Here is a 23,416-nt window from a genome sequence, read left to right as displayed (position 1 = left end):
ATTATTCTCTCCCTACTCGAGTGAGGTCATCACGTTGCGCATTCGCTCTGCGCTGATCCATGATATTTCCATTGTTGCTGCTTCGCGTCTGGCCGGTGCTCGCCCCGCTATTGCCGGACGTGGCGGGCAAACGCAGCGGGTTGGCGCCGCTGTTGCCTGACGGCGTATTCTCGCCGCTGCCGGATGAACCGCCGCGCAGCATCTGATCCAGCGGCAGCACCATCAGGTTGCCGCCCTTGTCATTGACCAGCACTTTACGGGTATGGCTCAGTACGCGCTCCATGGTTTCGATATACAGACGTTCGCGCGTAATCTCCGGCGCGGCCTTGTATTCCGGCAACACTCTGGCGAAACGGGCCACTTCACCCTGCGCTTCCAGAACGGTACGGGTTTTATAAGCGCGAGCCTCTTCCAGAATACGCTGCGCCTGACCGTTGGCGCGCGGCTGAACCTCGTTGGCATAGGCTTCCGCTTCACGAATATATTGCTGCTCGTTTTCACGGGCGGCAATGGCGTCGTCAAACGCGGCCTTGACCTCTTCCGGCGGACGCGCCGCCTGGAAGTTGACGTCCAGCAGGGTGATGCCCATATTGTAAGGACGCACCGTTTCCTCCAGCACGCGCTGGGTATCGGTACGCACGATGGTTCGGCCCTCGGTCAGGATCTTATCCATGGTGTACTTGCCGATCACGCCGCGCAATGCGCTGTCCGTCGCCTGACGCAGGCTGTCATCGGCATTGGTTACGCTGAACAGGTAGCGTTCCGGTTCGGTTACGCGATACTGCACGTTCATTTCGACGCGCACCACGTTCTCGTCCGAGGTCAGCATCACGCCCGACGTCGCCAGTTCACGCACCGACTCCACGTTAACGGCCCTGACGGAATCAATGAACGTCGGCTTCCAGTTCAGACCGGGTTCGACCTGATGGCTGAATTTACCAAAGCGCGTCACCACGCCGCGTTCCGCTTCTTTGATGGTATAGAAGCCGCTGGCCGCCCAGATGACGACCGCCGCGACCGCGACGATGCCGACAACCCGACCGCCCAGGCCGGAGCCGCCGGAAGTCCCGCCGTTGCCGGAGCCCGTACCTTTTCCTCCTCCCAGTTCGCTGAGTTTTTTACTCAGCTTGCGGAAGATATCGTCCAGATCCGGCGGCCCTTGCTCCCGGCCGCCTTTATTATTATTTCCGCCAGAGTTGCCGCTATTGTTATTGCTGCTCCCCCACGGGTCGCGGTCCTGTCCGTTATTACCGGGCTGATTCCACGCCATGTTTTAGCTCCATTCTTTATGATAGATGTTCTTCAGGTTCAATATCCCAGAGTCCGTCAGACTATTTCGCCGTTCAGACCGTTTCCGCCAGTCAGACAACATAATCCGTCAGTTCCTGCTCTTGTTTACAGAGGCGGCGCCAGTCGGCAATCGGCATACGAATGGCTAAACCGATATGCCCGTCCTCTTCAATCCATTCTTTTTCTATTGCCTGAAGCTGATAAAAGCGGCTGCGCAGACGTCCGGCCTGAGGGGGAAGGCTCAATGAATATTGCGCAATTTCCCCGGATAGTCGTTCGGTCAACGCTTGAAATAGCAACGGAATACCTTCACCGCTCTGAGCTGAAAGCCACACTCTGACCGGTAGATTTTCTTCGTTGCGATCGATACGCGGCACGAAATCTTCCAGCATATCGATCTTGTTCATTACCAACAGCGCAGGAATTTCATCCGCTTCAATCTCCGCCAGCACCGTATCCACCGCGTCGATATTCTCGTCAAGACGAGGATCGGCGGCGTCCACAACGTGCAACAGCAGAGAAGCCTGACGCGTCTCCTGTAACGTAGCCTTAAACGCAGCCACCAAATCGTGCGGCAACTGCCGGATAAAACCTACGGTATCCGCCAACACCGTGTCACCGACATCATCCACCTCAATACGGCGCAATGTCGGATCCAGCGTGGCAAATAACTGATCGGCCGCATAGACGCCGGCCGACGTTATCTTGTTAAACAGCGTGGATTTACCGGCGTTGGTATAACCCACCAGCGAAACCGTCGGCACATCGGCGCGTACCCGCGCCCTGCGCCCCTGTTCGCGCTGCTTCTCCACCCGTTCGAGACGGGATAAAATCTGGCTGATGCGATTACGCAGCAGCCGGCGGTCGGTTTCAAGCTGGGTTTCCCCCGGGCCGCGCAGACCGATGCCCCCTTTCTGCCGCTCAAGGTGCGTCCAGCCGCGAACCAACCGGGTGGCAAGATGGCGCAACTGCGCCAGCTCTACCTGTAATTTGCCTTCGTGGGTTCGCGCGCGCTGGGCGAAAATATCCAGGATCAACCCGGTGCGGTCAATCACCCGGCACTCGCATAAACGTTCCAGATTACGTTCCTGGGCGGGCGTCAACGCATGATCGAACAGCACCACAAAAGCGTCGGTTTCTTTTACTGCCTGGGCAATTTCTTCGGCTTTGCCTTCGCCAACAAAATACTTGGGGTGAGGTGCTTTACGGCTGCCGGTAATTACCTGCAACGACTCAATACCGGCAGAGGAAACCAGAGACTCGAACTCCAGCAGGTCTTCGGTATCTTTATCTTGCGAGAAGTAAATATGAACAAGTATGGCCCGTTCACCGGCTTCATAACGGTCAAACAAGCGAGTAACCTCTCAAACGAACAAAAAACACCACGGCGGAGGGGATGAGCAATGCGTTCTTCACCCCCGCCGCGGTGAATTGACGATACGCTTTATTCAGCGTCATCATTTTCCTGCGGCTGTTGCTGGCCCGCCGGATTACTACCATGGTAATTGCTGGCGCCTGGATTATTACTGTGATGAGACACCGGACGGGATGGAACCACTGTAGAAATGGCGTGCTTGTACACCATCTGGCTAACCGTATTTTTTAACAAAATGACAAACTGATCGAAAGACTCAATCTGACCCTGCAGCTTAATACCATTCACCAAATAAATCGAAACCGGAACACGTTCACGACGCAATGCGTTCAGGAACGGATCTTGCAAAGATTGCCCCTTAGCCATTCTATATTTTCCTTATTTGTATGTTGTTTGTAACAAAGAACCCACAGGGTTCTAAAATACCGATGTAAAAAATTTGTGCGCTGAGACCTAGCCAATTGTACACAATCAGTCAACCTATGCACTAACAACCTGTACTACCTTATCTAACGCTTCCTGCGGCTTTTCGCTGTCCAGCCAATGGACATCGTCCCAACCGCGCAACCAGGTCATTTGTCGCTTGGCAAGCTGACGCGTCGCACAAACTCCCCGATAAACCATTTCATCATAATCAATTTCACCGGATAAATATGACCACATCTGGCGGTAACCGACACAACGAATGGAAGGCAAATCCCTATGCAAATCATTTCGGGCGAAAAGAACCCGGGCCTCCGCCTCAAAACCTGACGTCAACATCTGGTGGAAACGCAACTCGATGCGCTGATGCAGCAATTCGCGCGTCGCCGGAGCGATAGCGAACTGATGAACGCGATAAGGCAGCGTTTCTCCAGCCGTTTTTGTCAGTTCAGTTAAAGTGTTACCTGAAACGAAAAAAACTTCCAGTGCCCGCGAGAGTCTCTGCGGATCATTTGGATGAATCCGAGCCGCGGCAACCGGATCTATCTCACATAACCGGCGATGCATCGCCTCCCAGCCAACGGCCGCCGCCTGCTCTTCGATGCGTTGTCGCACCGCGGCATCGGCCGGCGGCAGCGGGGATAATCCCTCCAGCAACGCCTTAAAATAGAGCATCGTCCCCCCCACCAGCAGGGGGATGCGCCCGGCGGCGCTGATTTGCGCCATTTCCCGCAGCGCGTCCCGGCGAAAATCCGCCGCCGAATAGGCCTGCGCCGGGTCGAGAATATCGATCAGCCGATGCGGCGCCCGGGCCAGTTCCTGCGCGCTCGGTTTGGCGGTGCCGATATCCATGCCTTTATAGATGAGGGCTGAATCAACGCTAATCAACTCCACCGGCAGATATTGACGTAATGCCATCGCCAGCGCCGTTTTTCCGGATGCCGTCGGCCCCATGATAAAAATAGCCGGCGGATAGGGCGCCGTTGCAAAATCACTCATGCTGCAAAGCCTTGATGGCTGTATTGACGTCCATCGGATATAAAAGTTCAGCCGGCGGGTCTTTTACCAACCGCGGACAAAGCCGCTCCACGTCCGTTAATAATTGTATCGCCTGGGAATGGCTCCAGTTTTGCTGTTCGCTATTTAACCGGGCGGCCAACCATGCCGCCAGAACCTGCGGTTCTATCGTTTGATAATCGGCCAGATAGCCTAACAGTTCAGAGATCAAGTTTTGTAAATTTTGTTGGCGTAATGGTAAAGGTACCGCCCGTAAGGTGGCGCGCTGCGATTCGACCAGAATATCGATGCCAAAAGTCGTCAACAGCGGCCGGTGTTTCGCCAGCACCGCCAGTTCGGATTTATTCAGCGTCAGGCGCTGGGGGATCAATAACGGCTGCGGGCGCAGCCCGCTTTCCGGCGGCGTCAGCTGCACCTGTTTCAGGCAGCGCTCCGCCACGGATAAAGAGAGCAACGCCAGCCCCTTGCGATATTCAAGCAGGGCATAGCAAGGCGGATAGACGGTTAAAACGCGGCCGAACCCGGTCGCATTGCTCTCCAGCGGCGATTCCGCAACGGCCGGCGATGTTTCAGGCTGCGCCGCCGACTCACTGCGCCGCCCGGACGCGGGTTCAGCCGGCGCGGGGATAGCGCCGCTCTGCGCCGCGCGGCGCCGGGATCCCTCTTCATTCGGATCAACCGGTCGCAACAGTTTCTGGTACAGCTCGCCCTGTTTCTTCTGATAGCCCTGCCCGGCGGGATAGGCCGGGGGCGGCGTCTCAGCGGCGCGGCCGGAACCCTGGGGGCGTTTAGCCGGCGGGGAGACGGCGGGTTGGGCAAAATGATTTTCACCGGCGGCGGTACGGTTTTCCTGCTGCCACCGCATGGGCTGTTCGCTTCCCGGCTCAGGCATCAGCAGCCCTGGCGCGGATACCTGCTGCAATACCGTCATCACCGCCTGATAAATAAAATCATGCACCAGGCGCGCCTGATGAAAACGCACTTCATGCTTGGCGGGATGCACATTGACGTCAACCTGATGCGGATCGACCTCCAGATAGAGGACGTAAGCCGGTTGCTGCTCGTCTTTGAGCCGATCCTGATAAGCCTGACGAATCGCATGATTGATCAATCGATCGCGCATCATACGTTGGTTAACGTAACAATATTGCATGTCGGGCAACTGCTTCGCCCCGGAAGGATCGGCCACCCAGCCGTGAATGGTCAGGTCGTCATGCTGCCATGACACCGTCAGCGCATGCTGTAAAAAGGCGCTGCCGCAGATGCCGCCCAGGCGACGTTCATGCTGCGAAGGTTCCGGCGCGGGGCGGTATTGGCGGATCGGCTTACCGTTGTGGCGCAGCGTAATGGCAACGTCGAAACGCGCCAGGGCGATGCGCCGCACCACTTCATCGATATGCGCGAACTCGGTTTTTTCCGTACGCATAAATTTTCGCCGCGCCGGCGTATTGTAAAACAGATCCAGCACTTCCAGCGTGGTGCCGACGGGGTGTGCGGCGGGTTTGACCGTGACCGACATATCGCGCCCTTCGGCATAGGCCTGCCAGGCTTCGGACTGCTGCGCGGTGCGCGACGTCAGCGTCAGACGGGAGACGGAACTGATACTGGCCAGCGCTTCGCCGCGGAATCCCAGACTGACAATGGCCTCCAGATCGTCGAGCGTGGCGATTTTACTGGTCGCATGACGCGCCAGCGCCAGCGTCAGTTCGTCCTTGCCGATGCCCGCGCCGTTGTCGCGGATACGAATCAACTTGGCGCCGCCGCGCTCTATCTCGATATCAATACGGGTCGCGCCGGCATCCAGGCTGTTTTCCACCAGTTCCTTCACCACCGACGCAGGCCGCTCCACCACTTCTCCGGCGGCGATCTGATTTGCCAGTTGCGGCGGCAGAACCTGAATCGGCATGGTCTATCCCTCTTACAGCATCACAATAAACAGCACGATCATAATAAAAAACGCGCCCGGAAAAATCAGCCCGCTCAGGCGGAAGGAATAATCAACGTCTGGCCCAGCTGTACGTTGCCCGAGTTCATATCATTCGCCCGCTGAATCTCTTTCATGCTCACGCCATAACGGGCGGCAATGGCGCTCAGGCTATCGCCCCGCACAACTTTATGCCTGACGGGCGCCGCTTTTTTGGTATCGGCGACCGCGGGCGCCGCTTTGCTTGCCGTTGCCGGGATGTTCAGACGCTGTCCGACCCAGACGATATCTTTGTTCAGCTTATTGACGCTGCGGATCGCCGCCATGCTGACGCCGTAGCGCGTCGCAATGGCCGACAGCGTTTCGCCCCGCGCCACCGTATGGCGGATACTGCCGCCGCCGTTCTTCCCGGCCGCCGCGTTGGAGGAACCGGTGGCGGCAGCGCTATTTGCCGCCGCCAGCGCCGGGCGGCTTTCCTGCTTTGGGGAGGATTGCAACGGGTGCGTCAGGAAATAATTGCGCAATCCCTGATAAATCGCGGCGGCGATTTTTTGCTGATAGTCGCTGCTTCCCAATAGGCGTTCTTCTCCTACGTTGCTGATAAACCCGGTTTCCACCAGCAGCGAAGGGATATCCGGCGAGCGCAGCACGCCCAGACTGGCGTGCTCCGGACGGCGTTTATGTAATCCGCCGACGCGCTGGAGTTCGCCCAATACCTTGGTCGCGACGTCATAGCCGACGCGCTGCGAGTGTCCGAACTGCAGATCCAGCACCGCCTGGCTTAAATAGGGGTCGGCATTGCTGTTGGCCAGCAAATCGCCGGCGCCGCCCAGCAGCTCGGACTGCTTCTCGTGCTGTTCCAGCCAGTTCGCCATTTCGCTGTTCGCCCGGCGATTGGACAACACCCACACCGAAGCCCCGGTAGCGCTGCGATTCGGCGCGGCATCCGCATGGATGGAGACCAGAATATTGGCGCCGTGTTTACGCGCGACATCCGAGCGCCCCATCACCGAGACAAAATAATCCCCGTCGCGGGTAAGCACCGGCTTGAAAGCGGGATCGGCGTTCAGCAAGGTTTGCAGCTTGCGCGCAATGGCGATGGTGACGTTCTTTTCGCGCAGCCCGTTCTGACCGATGGCGCCGGGATCCTGTCCGCCATGTCCGGCGTCAATGGCCACCACCACCCGCTCGTTGCCGGCGGAAGCGGCGGCGCGCGCCGGCGCTCTGGCCGAGGCATTGCTGTTCACCACCACCGTCGGTTTATTATTGAACGGGTTTTTCACCGGTTCTGATTTCACCGGGCGCGGCTGGCCGGGCGCGGCCGGCGTACTTTTCTGCGCCGCCGCTCGGGGTTTGTCGCCCGCAACCGTAAAGACCACCTTATAGCCGGAGCCGTTTTGCCGCGTGACCGCCCTGGTTTTGGCGGGCTGCGTCAGGTCGAGCACCAGGCGGATGCTTTGCGCATCCTGCGCGTTGCTGGTGCGAATGCGCTTAATCAGATTTTGCCCGCTGAAATCCAGCGGCAATCCCTGGATCAGCGCCGTCTGGCGAATATCAATCACCACTCGCTCAGGATTATTGAGCGGAAAGAAGGCATAAATAGGCTGACCGCTAAAGCTCAGGCTTACCGTTGCCTGGCCGGAACCGTTACTCACCTGAATATCCGACAGGTTGGCGGCCCAGCCTGGCCCCGCCGCTATCAGCCACGCGCATACCAACAGTTTGATCGTACGACTTATCATGGTGCTTCTATCCCCAGCTGACCGGCCAAACGCCGCAGGATCGCCTCTCCCTGCGCGGAAAGCGCCGCGAGTTCGGCTTGTCTGCCCGCTTGCTGATAATGCAAATGCAGTTCAAGATCGGCGGAGGGTAATACGCCGGCGCCCTGCTGCGGCCATTCAATCAGACAGATGGCATCCTGAACCAGATAATCGCGAATGCCCATAAATTCCAGCTCTTCAGGATCGGCAAGCCGATAGAGATCGAAATGGTATACCGCCAGCGGCGATAACGCATAAGGCTCGACCAGGGTATAGGTCGGGCTCTTTACGTTTCCCTGATGCCCCAACGCCTGCACAAAGCCGCGGCTGAATGTGGTTTTTCCCGCCCCGAGATCGCCATATAAATGCACGACGCAGGCGCTTTCACAGGCTTTAGCCAGCGCCGCGCCCAACGCGATGGTTGCTGCCTCGTCCGGCAGGGGTAACACGATTTTTTTCATTCTGTCTTTTCTAAGGGTATCCGTTCGGGATTGACATATTGAGACAACGCCGGCAGCAGATCGGTTGCCAGCATACCACGAGTTCCTCGCCGCGCGGCCAGTTCGTCCGCCGCCGCGCCGTGCACCACGCACCCCGCGCAGGCGGCATCATACGGCGATAGCTTTTGCGCCAGCAAGGCGCCGATAATGCCGGACAGCACGTCGCCCATGCCCCCTGTCGCCATACCGGGGTTTCCCACATCGGCAATGGCCAGTTGACCCTGCTCGCCGGCGACCACCGTGCCCGCGCCTTTTAAAACCACGACGCCGCCATAGCGTTTTACCAGTTTTTGCGCCGCAAGTAAGCGATCGCTTTCAATTTCAGACACCCGGCAATGCAATAAACGAGCCGCTTCGCCAGGATGCGGCGTCAACACGCGATTTTGCCGTTTATGCGGATTGATTGCCAGCAGGTTAAGCGCGTCCGCATCCCATAACATGGGTTTGTTACAATTTTCCGCCAGCCGCAGCGCGTTTTTCCCCCACTCGTCCTGCCCCAGACCGGGACCGATCACCACCACATCCGCCCATTCCAGCCCTTGTTTCAGGGTTTCCGCGCTCAGTTCCTGCACCATCAGTTCGGGACGATGCGTCAGCAATGCCGCCAGGTAGAGTTTGTGAGTAAGCACTCGCACCAAACCGGCGCCGCTGCGCAAGGCGGCTTCCCCCGCCATAAACACCGCGCCGCCGGTGCCGTAATCGCCGCCCACGATCAGCAAGCGGCCGTTATCGCCTTTGTGCGCGCCGGGACGCCGCGGTTTCAGCCATTCGGTAAGCAACGCCGCCGACAGCCGCCGTATGGGCGCCGTCTGTCCGGTCAGCCAGTCAGCCACTCCCAGGACGCTATAGTGCAACCGTCCCACGAAATCGCGGGCGCGTCCGGTCAACAGCCCCGGCTTCAGCGCGATAAAGGTCACCGTGTGCGCCGCATAAACGGCGTTGCCGGCACACTGCCCGGTTTCGGCATTTAAGCCGGAGGGAACATCAATGGAAACCACCGGGGCGGAATGCGCGTTGATCTGGGCGATCAGCGCGTCATAGGGCGGACGCGGCGCGCTGGTCAGACCGGTGCCCAGCAGTCCGTCAACGATCAGATCGACGTCATCAGGCCAGGGGGCGTCGGCATCCAGAATCGCGCCCCCCTGCTCCAGCCAGAAACGACGGGCGGCCTCAGCCTCCTCCGGCAACGCGCGGTTTCCCTGACAGGCGATAACATAAGGGGTGATGCCCGCCGCCAGCGCCTGACTGGCGACCACATAGCCATCGCCGCCGTTGTTGCCATGGCCCGCCAGTATCAGCCAGCGTCGGGCGGACGGATAATAGCGGCGCGCGACCTGAAAAGCGGCCTCGCCCGCGCGCAGCATCAGTTCATGTAATGAAACCCCGAGCTCGCGGGCGGCGTTTACCTCTTCACGGCGTACCCACTCCGCCCGGAATACCGAATGTGGAAGAGAAAAGTCATATCCACGCGTTTTGCCGTCAGCCATCACGCCCCCTTATGGTTCCCCGAATGATCCCAACTTAGCAAGCTATAGCGGTAACCGCCAGAGTTCGCTCCATTTACCGCGCATTCGGCCGCTAAAGCGGAGTGTGATAAAATAGCCCGCTCTTTATTCCTTTTACGGCTGGTCATGGCATACCCCTACGATCTCGGTGAATTGGCGCAACTTATCAAGCAATGGGGGCTATCGCTGGGCTTCCAGCAGGTCGGTATCTGCGACACGGATTTATCCGCCGAGGAACCCAGGCTACAGGCCTGGCTGGACAAGCAGTATCACGGTGAAATGGCCTGGATGGCGCGCCACGGCATGCTGCGCGCGCGCCCGCATGAGCTATTGCCCGGCACGCTGCGGGTGATCAGCGTGCGCATGAATTATTTGCCCGCCAAAGCGGCATTCGCCAGTACGTTGAACAACCCGCAGTTGGGGTACGTCAGCCGCTATGCCCTGGGACGCGATTATCACAAGCTGCTGCGCCAGCGCCTGAAAAAACTCGGCGAGCGGATTCAGGACTACTGCGGCGAACTGAATTTTCGTCCCTTCGTTGACTCAGCGCCGATAATGGAACGCCCGCTGGCGGCCAAAGCCGGCCTTGGTTGGGTTGGTAAACACTCACTTCTATTAAACCGGGAGTCAGGCTCCTGGTTCTTTCTCGGCGAGCTGCTGATCGATTTGCCGCTGCCGGTCGACCAGCCGCAGCAAGAGCAGTGCGGCCGCTGTGTGGCCTGCATGACAACCTGCCCTACCGGCGCCATCGTCGAGCCGTACACGGTCGATGCCCGACGCTGCATTTCATATCTGACGATAGAGCTTGAAGGCGCGATCCCCGAGGAATTCCGCCCCCTGATGGGCAATCGTATCTATGGGTGCGACGACTGCCAGTTAATTTGCCCGTGGAATCGCTTCTCTCAATTAACGGACGAAACCGATTTTAGCCCGCGCGCGGCGCTGCATACCCCGGAATTACTCGATCTGTTCAGTTGGAACGAAGAAAAATTTCTGCGAATTACCGAGGGTTCCGCCATTCGCCGCATCGGCCATCTGCGCTGGCTGCGCAATATCGCGGTGGCGCTGGGAAACGCCCCTTATCAGGACCGCATCGTGCTGACGCTGCAAACCCGGCTGGGGGAAAACGATCTGCTGGACGAACATATCCACTGGGCCATTGAACAACAAAGGATACGCCGCGCATCACAGGGCATCAAGGTGCAATCCGCGCGGAAAAAAAGGCTGATTCGCGCGGTGGAGAAAGGCTTGCCGCGTGACGCCTGAACGGCGGCAATCCGCCGTCATCAATTTGTCGCACCAGCTGTGGATAAATATAAAAACTCTTTGACAATCAACTGTCACAAAAAGTACAAGTGATCCTGATAACGTTTTATAAGTAATTTTTATCTATAGATATCAATAAAATAAAAAACAGAGCGCTGACAACGAGATGAGAGTGCGGGGAGAACGTCCACAGACGGCCTGTGGATAAGTCTGTTCAAAACATTATGATTTTTTATGTGGATTAATAACAGGAGAATAATAACGAGCCGGAAAACAGGCTGGCGGGAAGCCAATAACCTTAACGCTTCAACCGCGCCGACTTATCCGCATCCACGCGAAAAGTGGACGGGCATTATGGATTCGTTATCGCTCCTTGGCAAGCCCCCACGGCTTATTTTTTCCAACGGGAAACGCCAAAAGCCCATTGCGCATTGCGCAATGGGCCAGACAGGGTAAACACCAAGGGGTTGTGATAATAAACCCGCCGGCAGGCTATGCCGACGTGGTCAATATCACTCGGCGGGTTGCGTTCTGATCAGATAATCAAACGCGCTTAGCGAGGCTTTCGCCCCTTCGCCGGTGGCGATAATGATCTGTTTGTACGGCACGGTGGTGCAGTCGCCGGCGGCAAATACGCCTTTAACGCTGGTTTCGCACTTGGCGTCGATTTCAATTTCGCCGATCCGGTTACGGGCGACCGTACCTTCCAGCCAGTTGGTGTTGGGCAGCAGGCCGATCTGCACGAAGATCCCTTCCAGCGGCAGTTGGTGCTGCGTATCGCTGACGCGATCCTTATAGGCCAGACCGGTGACTTTCTGTCCGTCGCCTTGCACTTCCGTGGTCTGCGCGTTAACGATAATGTCGACATTCGGCAGGCTGCGCAATTTGTCCTGCAATACGGAGTCCGCCTTCAGCTCCGGCGCGAACTCCAGCAGGGTAACGTGCTTCACCACCCCGGCCAGATCGATCGCCGCTTCCACGCCGGAGTTACCGCCGCCGATCACCGCCACGTGCTTGCCTTTAAACAGCGGGCCGTCGCAGTGCGGACAGTACGTCACCCCGCGGGTACGGTACTGATCTTCGCCAGGCACGTTCATGTTTCTCCAGCGGGCGCCGGTGGCGATGATAACGCTGCGGGACTTCAGTACCGCGCCGGACACGGTCACCACCTGATGCGCCGCCCCCGCTTGGCTGCCGGGGATCAAGGCTTCAACGCTCTGCGCGTCAATCACATCCACATCGTAGTCATCAACGTGGCTTTTCAGCGCGGTCGCCAGCTTGGCCCCTTCCGTTTTCGGTACGGAAATGTAGTTTTCAATGTCCACGGTATCCAATATCTGGCCGCCGAAACGTTCGCCGATCAGACCGGTACGGATGCCTTTACGGGCGGCATAGACCGCCGCCGCCGCGCCTGCCGGGCCGCTGCCGACGATCAGCACGTCGTACACCGGGCGCTGATTCAGTTTTTCAACCTGCTTTGCGCTCGCGCCGGTATCGATTTTGGTCACGATTTCGCCGAGGCTCATGCGCCCCTGGCTGAAGTGCTCGCCGTTGAGGAACACGGTCGGCACGCCCATCACGTTGCGGCTCTGGATCTCATCCTGAAACACGCCGCCGTCGATGGCGGTATGGGTAATGTTGGGATTCAGCACCGCCATCAAATTCAGCGCCTGCACCACATCCGGACAGTTGTGACAGGAGAGCGAATAATAGGTTTCAAAATGGAACGATCCGTCAAGGTTGCGGATCTGGTCGAGCAACTCCTGCGCTTCTTTCGACGGATGACCGCCTACCTGCAACAGCGCCAGAATCAGCGAGGTGAACTCATGCCCCATCGGCGCGCCGGCGAAACGCGGGCCGCTCTGCGAACCTGGGTTGGTAATCAGAAAAGAGGGTTTACGCACTGCCAGGCCATTCTGTTCAGAGAAACTAACCTGTTCAGATAATCCTGCGATTTCCGTCAGCAATTCCCTGACTTCCAGGGATTTGGCCGAGTCATCCAGAGTCGCAATTAACTCAACAGGTTTGGTTAATTTTTCCAGGTAAGCTTTTAACTGGACTTTCATTGTATTGTCGAGCATCGATTATCCTCAGTGCAAAAAATCGGGTGCAGAGCACCCGATAAAAACATCACTATCTCTGCGGGGGTCCGGATTAGATTTTACCGACCAGGTCCAGAGACGGCGCCAGCGTCGCTTCACCCTCTTTCCATTTGGCTGGGCAGACTTCGCCCGGGTGGGACGCCACATACTGAGCGGCTTTCACTTTGCGCAGCAGATCGGAAGCGTCACGACCGATACCTTCAGCAGTGATTTCCACCGCCTGAATGATGCCCTGCGGGTCAACGATAAAGGTACCGCGATCGGCCAGACCTTCCGCTTCACGCAGGTTTTCAAAGTTGCGGGTCAGCTGCCCGGTCGGGTCGCCGATCATGGTGTATTTGATTTTGCCGATGGTTTCAGACGTGCTGTGCCAGGCTTTGTGCGTAAAATGGGTGTCGGTGGACACCGAGTAGATTTCCACGCCGCGCTGCTGGAATTCATCGTAGTAATCGGCAACGTCGCCCAGTTCGGTCGGGCAGACGAAAGTAAAGTCGGCCGGATAGAAGAAGAACACGCTCCATTTGCCTTCGATATCTTTCTCGGTCACTTCGATGAATTCACCATCTTTGAAGGCCGTGTTTTTGAATGGTTTAACTTTGGTATTGATTACTGACATCACTGTATCCTCATGTGTGTTGGTATGGGATTAAAGTACATAATTGTGATGGCCATCACCAATCTGTTGTCGTTATCGAATCGATAAGTAATACCTTACTTGGCGATAGGCGGAAGCGCTGTAGCGCAGCGATGGACGATACGACGGCTTCCGGCAGACTTTCCCCCCGTAACGTCGCGTGTTTATTGAAGAAGATTCTCGCCTACTACGTGGATTGAACGGTTACTCGAGTTTGTTCCAATCCTGCCGGCTGGCAGTCACCAATACACTCCAGTCGTCCGGCGGATTTCCGCGCCCGAGCATCTTCTCAAACACCGCATACGGATCGGATTTGCTGCCCGACGATCGTAGCGTCTGCTCATCGTTGACCCAGGCGTAGACAATCACCTTTGCCTTGGAGTCGTAGCGAAAGAACAGCTGGAACCGCCTCCCAATTTTGGCCCGCCGCCAGTGACGATAATCCGGCCCCAAGGTATTGCCTTGACGGTACTCGTCACATGACGGATCGCCCGGAACAACTTCGAGCATCAGTTGGCTTAGGGCGCGGAACAATTTAACGTTGGCATTGGACGCGAATCCCGTGGGGTCATTCTGTTCCGCGCGCTGCGCGGCGGCGTGCAGTTTCCGCAACTGTTCGATCACACAGTCATGGAACAGTAAAGTCCAACCGTGCCGCTGCATCAGAGCGCCACTTCGCCGTCAATATCCTCATCCATACTCGCGCCATGTCCGACATTCGCCAGCATCGCGCGAGCCAGATCCTCCGGCAGCCCGTGAACATGCCGACCAGCTTCGATGTCGCGAGCCAGCAGACTCAAAAACGCGCCGATAGCAGGATCCTCGTGCTCAGCATCCACGCGGCTGACGACGATGCTCCCATCCTCCTGCAGTTCAAACGCCACCTTGCCGCCAGCATCGACACCCAGCGCCTGGCGGATCGGCTTGGGCAACGTGATCTGGCCCTTTGATGTGATCGTGGCAAGTTCGTGAATGACAGGCATGGTATGCTCTCTCTGAATGAATAATCACCTTCAAAGTAAGGAATATTCCTTACTTTATCAACTCTTTTTGATGGCCGGAAACCAACTCTTGAACCAAATAATGATAAATATCAGCACAGAAAAAGCTGATTATCAGCGCTAAATCCCCCGCCGGCCGCCGCAAAGAGCGGAAAGAGAAAAACTGTTGTATATACAGATACATTATCTGTTATAAAGTGAGCCCGGCGGGATAAAAGGTTAAACCATGACCCAAAATAAAACATTAGCGGAGATGATAGCCGGCGCCAACGACCGGCCCGCCCCGCTCTATCAGCAGATTAAGCAAGTTATCGTTAACCAGATCGATAACGGTCACTGGCAGCCGCGTCAGCGCGTGCCTTCCGAAAGTGAACTGGTGAATGAGCTGAACGTTAGCCGGATGACCATCAACCGCGCGCTGCGAGAATTGACGCATGAAGGCTATTTAATGCGTTTACAGGGCGTGGGCACCTTTGTGGCGGAACGGAAAGCGTTTACCCCGATGTTGGAAGTGCATAATATTTCAGACGAAATTAAAGGCCGCGGCCATCGTCATACCAGCCAGGTGCTGTTTTTGCGGCAAGAGTCCTCCAGCGAATCAGACGCGCTGAAATTCGAACTGACCGTCGGCGCCCCGCTCTATCACTCGCGCATCGTGCACTTTGAAGACGGCATCCCGGTTCAGTTGGAAGATCGCCTGGTCAATCCGCAGATCGCCCCGGAATATTTGCAGCAGGATTTTACCCAAAATACCCCGTTCGTTTATCTGAGCCAGGTTGCGCCGCTGACCGCCGCGGAACACACGGTGGAAGCCGTGAGCGGCAGCCCGGAAGAGCAAAAACTCCTGCATATCGCCGCCCACGAACCCTGCCTGCAAATTCAGCGCCGTACCTGGCACCGGGATAGCGTCGTCACCTGCGCCCGCCTGCTCTATCCCGGCGCCCGCTATAAAATGTTCGGCCGCTTTCAGCAGAACGGTTGATATTCCCTTAACCGGGATAGCGTTAGCCTCAGGCGCCCCGCCCTTGCTGCAACAGCGTCTCCACTAACGATTGCAGCAGCGGCCGCAGCGCTGCCGCCTTCTCCTCCTGCCAGCGGAAAGGCGGATGCTCATCCATATAATTACACTGCGCCAACTCCAACTGCACCGCATGCTGTCGCTCCGCCGGCCGGCCGTAAGCGCGGGTAATATATCCGCCTTTAAAACGACCGTTGAGCACCCAGCTGAAATGCGATTGCGCCTGACAGCGCGCGCTCAGCGCCTGAGCGATCGCCTCGCCGCAACTTTTTCCATCATTGGTGCCCAGATTCAGATCGGGCAGACGCCCCGCAAACAGACGCGGGATCGTCGAGGCGATCGAATGGGCGTCAAACAGCAGCACGTAGCCAAACTGCCGCTTCAGCCGCGCCAGCTCCCGCTGTAGCTGGTGATGATAAGGTTGCCAGATATGCTCAAGATAACCCTGCCGCTGTTGCGCCGTCGGCGTCATGCCGTCCCTGAACGCGGGCGCACCGTCAAACAGCGTATCCGGGAACAGGCCGGTTGTCGCCGTGCTATAAAGCGGCCGATCGTCGGCCGGCCGGTTGAGATCGACCACCAAACGCGAATAGTTGCCGATCAGCACGCTGGCGCCCATTGAACGCGCGAAATTATACAGCAAGGGAATATGCCAGTCGGTATCCGACAAAGGACGCGCCGCCTCGCTCAGCCCCGCGTCCACTTCCGGCGTCAACGCGGTGCCGGCGTGAGGAATACTGACCAGCAGCGGCAAGGTGCCGGCGCTAAAATCAAAAGGTGTCATCGCATTTCTCCATGATAGATAACCTGGCAAGGCAACTGTCCTCCCAGCCAATAGGTCAGCTCCGCCGGACGGGACAGCGGCCAATGCACGAAATTCGCCACTTTCCCCGTTTCCAGCGAACCGTGCGTTGCCGTCAGGCCCAGCGCGCCGGCCGCGTGCAGCGTCACCCCGGCCAGCGCCTCTTCCGGCGTCATGCCGAAGAGCGTGCAGCCCATATTGAGCATCAGCCGTAAGGAGAGTGCGGGCGAGGTGCCGGGATTGGCGTCGCTGGCCAGCGCCATGGGAACGCCGTGACGGCGGAAAGCTTCGATCGGCGGCAGCTGCGTTTCCCGCAGCAGATAAAATGCGCCGGGCAGCAGCACCGCCACGGTGCCCTGAGCGGCCATCGCCTGCGCATCGCGCTCGGTGGCGTACTCCAGATGGTCGGCCGATAGCGCCTGGAAGCGGGCGGCCAGCTGACACCCTTCCGAAAACGACAGTTGCGCCGCATGCAGCCGCACCGGCAGCGCGTGCTGCCGGGCGCAGGCGAACACGCGTTCGACCTGCGCGGCGGAAAAAGCCAGGTGTTCGCAAAAGGCGTCCACCGAATCGGCCAGCCCCTGCGCTTTTACCTGCGGCAGCAACCGTTGGCAGATGACGTCTATCCAGCCATCGGGATCGTCGCGGTATTCCGGCGGTACGGCATGCGCCGCCAAACAGGTGGCGTGAATCTCCACCGGCAACTCGCGCGCCAGCGAGCGGATCACCTGCAACATACGCAGTTCGCTCTCTTCGTCCAGACCATAGCCGGATTTGATCTCCAGCGTCGTCACCCCCTCCGCCAACAGACAGGCGATACGCCGCCGGGCGCTCTGCGCCAGTTCTTCGGCGCTGGCGGCGCGCGTCGCGCGTACCGTGGACAAAATACCGCCGCCGCCCGCCGCAATCTGCGCATAGCTGGCGCCATTGAGCCGTTGTTCAAACTCCGCGCTGCGATCGCCGCCAAACACCAGGTGCGTGTGGCAATCGATTAGACCGGGGGTGACGATGCCACCGCCAAAATCGATTCGCCGCCCGGCGCGCGCCGCCTGCGCCGCTTCCCGCGGGCCAACCCAGGCGATGCGGCCGTTTTTTACCGCAATCGCTCCGTCTTCAATCTGGTTATAACGCCCGTCGCGCATGGTGACGACATCCGCGCCATACCACAGGCTGTCACAGTCAATTTCAACCGCCATCGTTCTCTCCCCCGGCACATATTGCATTATCTATCGTAATAATATAAACATGTATATACAAGATTGTCGATTGATACAATAACATCCGGGGAACGCAAGCATGACGAGTTATTTCGCGCCGCATGCGCTGCTGGCGGAAGGCTGGAAGCCGTCCGTACGCATTGATGTCAACGCGCAGGGGGAGATCGCCGCCGTCACCGCCAATACTCGGGCGGACGACGCAATCCGCCTCGCCGGGGCGGTGATCCCGGGTATGACCAACCTGCATTCGCATGCCTTTCAGCGCGCCATGGCGGGACTGACGGAAGTGGCGGGAAATCCGCAGGACAGTTTCTGGACGTGGCGAGAGCTGATGTATCGCATGGTACAGCGTTTAACGCCGGAGCAGGTCGGAGACATCGCCACCCGGCTGTATATCGATATGCTGAAAGGCGGCTACACGCAGGTGGCGGAATTCCACTATCTGCATCACGACGAACGGGGCCGCCCCTACGCCGACGACGCCATGCTGCCGCGGTTGATCCACGCCGCCGAACAGGCGGGCATCGGCCAGACGCTGCTGCCGGTGCTGTATAGCTATTCCGGTTTTGGCGCGCAGCCGCCGCAGGCCGGGCAGCGGCGCTTTATTCAGGATACCGAGCGCTACCTGCGCCAGCAGGCGCATTTACGCCGTCTGCTGGCCGATAAGCCCCTGCACAATCAGGGGATCTGCTTCCATTCGCTGCGCGCCGTCACCGGCGAACAGATGCACGACGTGCTCTCCTCCCTCGGCGAGCGGCTTCCGGTGCATATTCATATCGCCGAGCAGGAGAAAGAGGTCGACGACTGCCTGGCCTGGAGCGGAGAACGGCCGGTGAACTGGCTATTGGATCGCTTTGAGGTCGACGATCGCTGGTGTCTGGTACACGCCACGCACCTTGATGACGCGGAAATCCGCCGTCTGGCCGTCAGCGGTTCGGTGGCCGGGCTATGTCCGACCACCGAAGCCAATCTGGGCGACGGGATCTTTCCGGCAACGGAATATATCGCCCAGGGCGGGCGCTGGGGCATCGGTTCCGACAGCCACGTCTCGCTGGACGTGGTGGAGGAATTACGCTGGCTGGAATACGGCCAGCGCCTGCGCGACCGACGCCGCAACCGTATCGTGACGGACGACGAAACCTCGGTGGGCGATCTGCTATACCGGCAGGCGGCGCAGGGCGGCGCGCAGGCCTGCCGGCTCAATATCGGCAGGCTGGCACCGGGCTTTCGCGCGGACTGGCTGGTGCTGGAGGACGACGCCTTTCTGGCGCTGGACGACGACCGGCAGCGCATGAATCGCTGGCTGTTTGGCGGCCACCGCGGCCAGATCCGCGATGTGTGGGTCGCCGGCCGGCAGGTTATTCGTCAGGGACGTCATGCCCGACAGGAAGAAAGCGACGCCCGTTTCCGTGCCGTTATGCAGGCCCTGTTATGATGCATATTTACCAACTGCGCGACCTGCCGGTCAGCCGCTGGCGTAACGGCGGCGGCGAAACGCGGGAAATCGTCCGCTTTCCTGGCGGAGAAGATGGCTTCGGCTGGCGGGCCAGTATCGCCACCATCGCCGCCAGCGGCGCGTTTTCATCCTTTCCCGGCGCCGACAGGGTGATCACCCTGTTGCAGGGCGACGGCGTGGAACTTGAGTTTGCCGGCAAGCCGTCCCACGTTCTGCGGGTGAACCGGCCTTTGCGCTTTGCCGGCGAAGAGTCCGTCTATGCCCGGCTATCCGGCGCGCCCAGTCTGGACTTTAACATCATGACCGCGCGCGATCGTTTCAACGCCGACGTCTGCGTCACCGATCGGGCGCAGCGGGCCGAGAGCGGCGTGGCCTGGATCATCGCCGGCCAATGGCGCGCCGCCGGGAAGCGGTTGACCGCCGGACAAGGCGCCTGGTGGCTGCGCAACGGCGAGGCGATCGTCCCGCACTCCAGCGACGCGCGGATGCTGTTTACCCGCATCACCGCCCGGCATCAGGTTTGCCCCGACGCTGCGCGTCCAAACGGATAAAAAGTGCCTGTATGGTGCAGAAATGGCGCACACCCTGCTCCGGGCGTTAAAACACCTCGCATAATATATTGATATAAATGAATTTTATCTATCTGGCACAAACATTGCTTAAATATACTTGTATATACAAGATTATACAATAAAGTTCCCCAATGAAGTACCGGGAACCCGGTTGTTTGCAGAAGGAAAAAGCTAATGAGTGAATCAGTAAGTCAGGCCGTAGCACGTGAAATCCGCGCGCCCAGAGGCAATACGCTTCATTGCGCCAACTGGTTGATCGAGGCCGCCTACCGCATGATCCAGAATAACCTGGATCCAGACGTCGCCGAACGCCCGGAAGATCTCGTCGTTTACGGCGGCATCGGCAAAGCCGCCCGCAACCACGCCTGTTTTGAACAGATCCTGCGCTCGCTGCGGGCGCTGCAGCCGGACGAGACGCTGCTGGTGCAATCCGGCAAGCCGGTCGCCGTATTCCGTACCCACGCCGACGCGCCGCGCGTGCTGATCGCCAACTCCAATCTGGTGCCGCACTGGGCGAACTGGGATCATTTCCATGAGCTGGATAAGGCCGGCCTGATGATGTACGGCCAGATGACCGCCGGCTCGTGGATCTACATCGGCGCGCAGGGCATCGTTCAGGGCACCTATGAAACATTCGTCGAAGCCGGACGCCAGCATTACCACAACGACCTGAGCGGTAAATGGATCCTGACCGCCGGATTAGGCGGCATGGGCGGCGCGCAGCCGCTGGCGGGCGTGCTGGCGGGCGCCTCCGTGCTGGCGGTGGAGTGCCAGGAGTCACGGATCGACTTCCGCCTGCGCACCCGTTACCTTGACTATAAAGCCTATAGCCTGGACGAAGCGCTGGCGATAATCGAACGGGCCGGGCGGGAAAAACGGGCGATTTCCGTCGGCCTGCTGGGCAACGCGGCGGAGATCCTGCCTGAGCTGGTCAAGCGCGCCGGAAATGGCGGCATCAAGCCGGATATCGTGACCGATCAAACCTCCGCCCACGATCCGATCAACGGCTACCTGCCGGCGGGCTGGAGCGTGGAACGCTGGGAACAGGAACGCAAGGCCAATCCGAAAACGGTGGAAAAAGCCGCCCGCGCGTCAATGGCGGTGCACGTGCAGGCAATGCTCGACTTCTGCCATATGGGCATCCCCACCGTGGATTACGGCAACAATATCCGTCAGGTGGCGTTGGAGGAAGGCATTGAAAACGCGTTTGATTTCCCCGGCTTTGTGCCCGCCTATATCCGTCCGCTGTTCTGCGAAGGCAAAGGCCCCTTCCGCTGGGTGGCGCTGTCCGGCGATCCCGAGGATATCTACAAAACAGACGCCAAGCTGAAAGAGCTGTTCCCGGATAATAAAAACCTGATCCGCTGGCTGGATATGGCGCGGGAGCGCATCGCCTTCCAGGGACTGCCGTCGCGCATCTGCTGGCTGGGTCTGGGCGAGCGCCATCTTGCCGGCCTGGCGTTTAATGAAATGGTGCGCAACGGCGAGCTGAAAGCGCCGATCGTCATTGGCCGCGACCACCTTGACTGCGGATCGGTGGCCTCCCCCAACCGCGAAACGGAATCGATGCGCGATGGTTCCGATGCGGTATCCGACTGGCCGCTGCTGAACGCGCTGCTCAGCACCGCAGGCGGCGCCACCTGGGTCAGCCTGCACCACGGCGGCGGCGTCGGTATGGGATTCTCGCAGCACGCCGGCATGGTGATTGTCTGCGACGGCAGCCCGGAAGCCGACGTCCGTTTAGCGCGCGTGCTGTGGAACGACCCGGCGACCGGGGTGATGCGCCATGCGGACGCCGGTTACGATTTGGCGATCGACACCGCCAAAAAATATCGGCTCACTCTGCCGATGGTGAAATAGCCGCGGTTCCCCGGAGCGAAACCTGGCTCCGGGGAAATTAAGGAAAGATGAGAGATGAAAGAAAGCGGCGGCGCTGCTTTAAGCCGCCGCCGATCGGTGGCCGCCCCGCGAATGCCTAAGCGTCTTTATCTGCAACGGGATAAACGATCGGCGTCAGACGCCGCAACAGCTCGCCGCCGCTAATCAGATCGCGCACGGCCCGCATATCCGGCGCCATTTCGCGGTCCCGCTGGCGGAACGGCACCTGACGGCGCACCGCCGCCAGCACCGTTTCACTGCCGAGCGACGCGCGCAGCGGACGGTGAAACTCCAGCGCCTGGGTGGCGCACAGCAATTCGATAGCCACGATATCGACGGCGTTTTCAATCCCCTCCAGCGCCTTGCGCGCCGCGCTCACCCCCATGCTGACGTGATCCTCCTGGCCGGCGCAGGTGGACGCCGTGTGCACGCTGGCCGGCGCCGCCAGAGCGCGGTTCTCTCCGGCCAAGGCCGCGGCGACGTAAGGCGGGATCATCATGCCGGAGTTCGCCCCGCCCTTGGCAATCAGGAAAGCGGGCAGGCCGCTAAGATGGCTATTGGTCAGCCGGTCCGAGCGCGCCTGGGACGCGGTGCTGAGCTGCGCGACGGCAATCGCCAGCGCATCCAGGCTCAGCGCCAGCGGCGCGCCATGACCGTTGCCGCCCGGCAGTACCACCAGTTCATCCTGTTCGAGCAAAAACACCGGATTATCGGTTACCGAATTCAGTTCGGTGGTCACCATCTGCCGACAATGGGCCAGCTGATCGCGCACCGCGCCGTGGATCTGCGGAATACAGCGCAGGCTGAGCGCATCCTGTACCCGAAAGTCGCGGTACTTATCCAGAATTTCGCTGTCCCTCAGCAGGCTGCGCAAAATACGCGCCGTCTCCTGCTGACCGTGAAACGGCCGCAGCGCGTGCAGACGGGCGTCATAACCGCGAGTATTGCCCTTCAGCGCCTCAAGACTCACGGCGCCGGCGGCGTCCGCCACCGGCAGCAACGCCTGAAACGCTTCCACCGCCAGGCAACCCAGCGCGGTGATTTCATAAGTGCCGCTGACCAGCGCGTGCCCTTCGCGCGGGCCGGGCGTGCGCAGTTCAATACCCGCCCGTTCGAGCGCCTCTTTCGCCGGCAGCAACGCCCCTTGATACCAGCATTTGCCGATGCCGAAGACCGCCAGCCCGATATGCGCGGTGGCGATCAGATAGCCGACCGACCCTTTGGCCGGCGACCAGGGCGTGACCCCCTTGTTCAGCATCTCGGCCATCTGCGTCGCCAGCGCCGGACTGACCCCGCTGTAGCCCTGCAGCAGCGATTTAATCATCACCGCCATCATGGCGCGCACCTCGCGCTCCGCCAGGGGCGCACCCACGCCGCAGGCGTGGCTTCGCAGCATATTCAGTTGAACATCGGCGATGTCGTCCGCGGACAAACGCTGCGTGACCAGATCGCCGACGCCGGTGGTCAGCCCGTAAATAACCCGCCCCTCGGCGATAGCCTGATGGATGCGCCGGTTTACCGTCAGCATTCCCTCAAGGGCCGTCGCTTCCAGCGCCACCCGCGCCCCATCGGCGATGCCGACGATATCCGCCGGCGATGAGGCCCCCCTTCCCAGCGCCACGCTATCCTTATCGCCCGCGCGCCGTTCATACCGTGTTGTGTTCATCCGTCCGCGC

At 59.2% G+C, this 23,416-nt stretch carries 20 protein-coding genes; 5 read left to right on the top strand and 15 right to left on the bottom strand.

Annotation, left to right across the window (positions count from 1 at the left end):
• Position 1 precedes the first annotated feature (1 nt).
• From hflK to nnr, 8 genes are all read right to left on the bottom strand, one after another.
• A complete protein-coding gene (gene hflK, locus MFP24_RS15865) occupies positions 2–1,270 on the bottom strand; it encodes an FtsH protease activity modulator HflK (protein ID WP_249231370.1) in 1,269 nt (422 codons plus the stop codon).
• 91 nt (positions 1,271–1,361) lie between these two features.
• Positions 1,362–2,642 carry a ribosome rescue GTPase HflX gene (hflX, locus tag MFP24_RS15860; protein ID WP_249231371.1) on the bottom strand — a complete coding sequence of 427 codons (1,281 nt, stop codon included), beginning with the start codon at positions 2,640–2,642 and terminating at the stop codon, positions 1,362–1,364.
• 92 nt (positions 2,643–2,734) lie between these two features.
• Complete coding sequence (hfq, locus tag MFP24_RS15855; RefSeq protein WP_249231372.1) at positions 2,735–3,031, bottom strand: RNA chaperone Hfq; 297 nt, start codon at positions 3,029–3,031, stop codon at positions 2,735–2,737.
• Between the two features lie 114 nt (positions 3,032–3,145).
• Positions 3,146–4,087 (bottom strand): tRNA (adenosine(37)-N6)-dimethylallyltransferase MiaA, encoded by a 942-nt coding sequence (miaA, locus tag MFP24_RS15850; RefSeq protein ID WP_249231373.1) that lies wholly within the window; start codon positions 4,085–4,087, stop codon positions 3,146–3,148.
• Positions 4,080–6,011 (bottom strand): DNA mismatch repair endonuclease MutL, encoded by a 1,932-nt coding sequence (gene mutL, locus MFP24_RS15845; protein ID WP_249231374.1) that lies wholly within the window; start codon positions 6,009–6,011, stop codon positions 4,080–4,082. The genes miaA and mutL overlap by 8 nt, the downstream gene beginning before the upstream one ends.
• A 74-nt stretch (positions 6,012–6,085) precedes the next feature.
• Positions 6,086–7,771 carry an N-acetylmuramoyl-L-alanine amidase AmiB gene (gene amiB, locus MFP24_RS15840; protein WP_249231375.1) on the bottom strand — a complete coding sequence of 562 codons (1,686 nt, stop codon included), beginning with the start codon at positions 7,769–7,771 and terminating at the stop codon, positions 6,086–6,088.
• Positions 7,768–8,250 (bottom strand): tRNA (adenosine(37)-N6)-threonylcarbamoyltransferase complex ATPase subunit type 1 TsaE, encoded by a 483-nt coding sequence (gene tsaE / locus MFP24_RS15835; RefSeq protein WP_249231376.1) that lies wholly within the window; start codon positions 8,248–8,250, stop codon positions 7,768–7,770. The genes amiB and tsaE overlap by 4 nt, the downstream gene beginning before the upstream one ends.
• The gene (gene nnr, locus MFP24_RS15830; protein WP_249231377.1) at positions 8,247–9,776 is read right to left on the bottom strand and encodes a bifunctional ADP-dependent NAD(P)H-hydrate dehydratase/NAD(P)H-hydrate epimerase; all 1,530 of its coding nucleotides are present in this window, start codon (positions 9,774–9,776) and stop codon (positions 8,247–8,249) included. Before nnr ends, tsaE begins: the two co-directional genes overlap by 4 nt.
• 144 nt (positions 9,777–9,920) lie before the next feature.
• Between nnr and queG the strand changes: the two genes are divergently transcribed.
• Complete coding sequence (gene queG / locus MFP24_RS15825) at positions 9,921–11,060, top strand: tRNA epoxyqueuosine(34) reductase QueG (RefSeq protein ID WP_249231378.1); 1,140 nt, start codon at positions 9,921–9,923, stop codon at positions 11,058–11,060.
• 512 nt (positions 11,061–11,572) lie between these two features.
• On the opposite strand, the gene ahpF is transcribed toward queG, so the two are convergent.
• The 4 genes from ahpF to MFP24_RS15805 form a co-directional block, all read right to left on the bottom strand.
• Positions 11,573–13,141 carry an alkyl hydroperoxide reductase subunit F gene (ahpF, locus tag MFP24_RS15820; protein ID WP_249231379.1) on the bottom strand — a complete coding sequence of 523 codons (1,569 nt, stop codon included), beginning with the start codon at positions 13,139–13,141 and terminating at the stop codon, positions 11,573–11,575.
• Positions 13,142–13,214: 73 nt separating this feature from the next.
• Positions 13,215–13,778 carry an alkyl hydroperoxide reductase subunit C gene (ahpC, locus tag MFP24_RS15815; protein WP_249231380.1) on the bottom strand — a complete coding sequence of 188 codons (564 nt, stop codon included), beginning with the start codon at positions 13,776–13,778 and terminating at the stop codon, positions 13,215–13,217.
• Between the two features lie 222 nt (positions 13,779–14,000).
• Complete coding sequence (locus MFP24_RS15810; protein WP_249231381.1) at positions 14,001–14,459, bottom strand: type II toxin-antitoxin system YhaV family toxin; 459 nt, start codon at positions 14,457–14,459, stop codon at positions 14,001–14,003.
• Entirely contained in the window at positions 14,459–14,779 is a 321-nt protein-coding gene (locus MFP24_RS15805) for a type II toxin-antitoxin system PrlF family antitoxin (protein ID WP_249231382.1), read from the bottom strand. The genes MFP24_RS15810 and MFP24_RS15805 overlap by 1 nt, the downstream gene beginning before the upstream one ends.
• A gap of 244 nt (positions 14,780–15,023) precedes the next feature.
• Here MFP24_RS15805 and hutC point away from each other — a divergent pair, with 244 nt between their 5' ends.
• Positions 15,024–15,779, top strand: a complete 756-nt coding sequence (hutC, locus tag MFP24_RS15800) for a histidine utilization transcriptional repressor HutC (protein ID WP_249231383.1) — start codon at positions 15,024–15,026, stop codon at positions 15,777–15,779.
• Between the two features lie 28 nt (positions 15,780–15,807).
• Here the strand turns inward: hutC and hutG are convergent, their stop codons facing one another.
• On the bottom strand, positions 15,808–16,599 hold the full coding sequence (gene hutG, locus MFP24_RS15795; protein WP_249231384.1) for an N-formylglutamate deformylase: 792 nt from the start codon (positions 16,597–16,599) through the stop codon (positions 15,808–15,810).
• Positions 16,596–17,813 carry an imidazolonepropionase gene (gene hutI / locus MFP24_RS15790; RefSeq protein WP_249231385.1) on the bottom strand — a complete coding sequence of 406 codons (1,218 nt, stop codon included), beginning with the start codon at positions 17,811–17,813 and terminating at the stop codon, positions 16,596–16,598. Before hutI ends, hutG begins: the two co-directional genes overlap by 4 nt.
• 100 nt (positions 17,814–17,913) lie before the next feature.
• Between hutI and MFP24_RS15785 the strand changes: the two genes are divergently transcribed.
• The 3 genes from MFP24_RS15785 (at position 17,914) to hutU (ending at position 21,722) form a co-directional block, all read left to right on the top strand.
• On the top strand, positions 17,914–19,269 hold the full coding sequence (locus MFP24_RS15785) for a formimidoylglutamate deiminase (RefSeq protein ID WP_249231386.1): 1,356 nt from the start codon (positions 17,914–17,916) through the stop codon (positions 19,267–19,269).
• Positions 19,266–19,841, top strand: a complete 576-nt coding sequence (locus MFP24_RS15780) for a HutD/Ves family protein (RefSeq protein WP_249231387.1) — start codon at positions 19,266–19,268, stop codon at positions 19,839–19,841. The genes MFP24_RS15785 and MFP24_RS15780 overlap by 4 nt, the downstream gene beginning before the upstream one ends.
• Before the next feature lie 195 nt (positions 19,842–20,036).
• Positions 20,037–21,722: a urocanate hydratase gene (gene hutU, locus MFP24_RS15775; protein ID WP_249231388.1), complete on the top strand. Its 1,686-nt coding sequence runs from the start codon at positions 20,037–20,039 to the stop codon at positions 21,720–21,722.
• Between the two features lie 115 nt (positions 21,723–21,837).
• Here hutU and MFP24_RS15770 read toward each other — a convergent pair whose 3' ends face one another.
• Positions 21,838–23,406: an HAL/PAL/TAL family ammonia-lyase gene (locus tag MFP24_RS15770; RefSeq protein ID WP_249231389.1), complete on the bottom strand. Its 1,569-nt coding sequence runs from the start codon at positions 23,404–23,406 to the stop codon at positions 21,838–21,840.
• Positions 23,407–23,416: the final 10 nt, after the last annotated feature.

The sequence above is a fragment of the Brenneria tiliae genome (assembly GCF_023347575.1).
Lineage (GTDB): Bacteria > Pseudomonadota > Gammaproteobacteria > Enterobacterales > Enterobacteriaceae > Brenneria > Brenneria corticis.
Note: the sequence above shows the minus strand (reverse complement) of the source record. Positions and strands in the feature narration are given on the sequence as shown.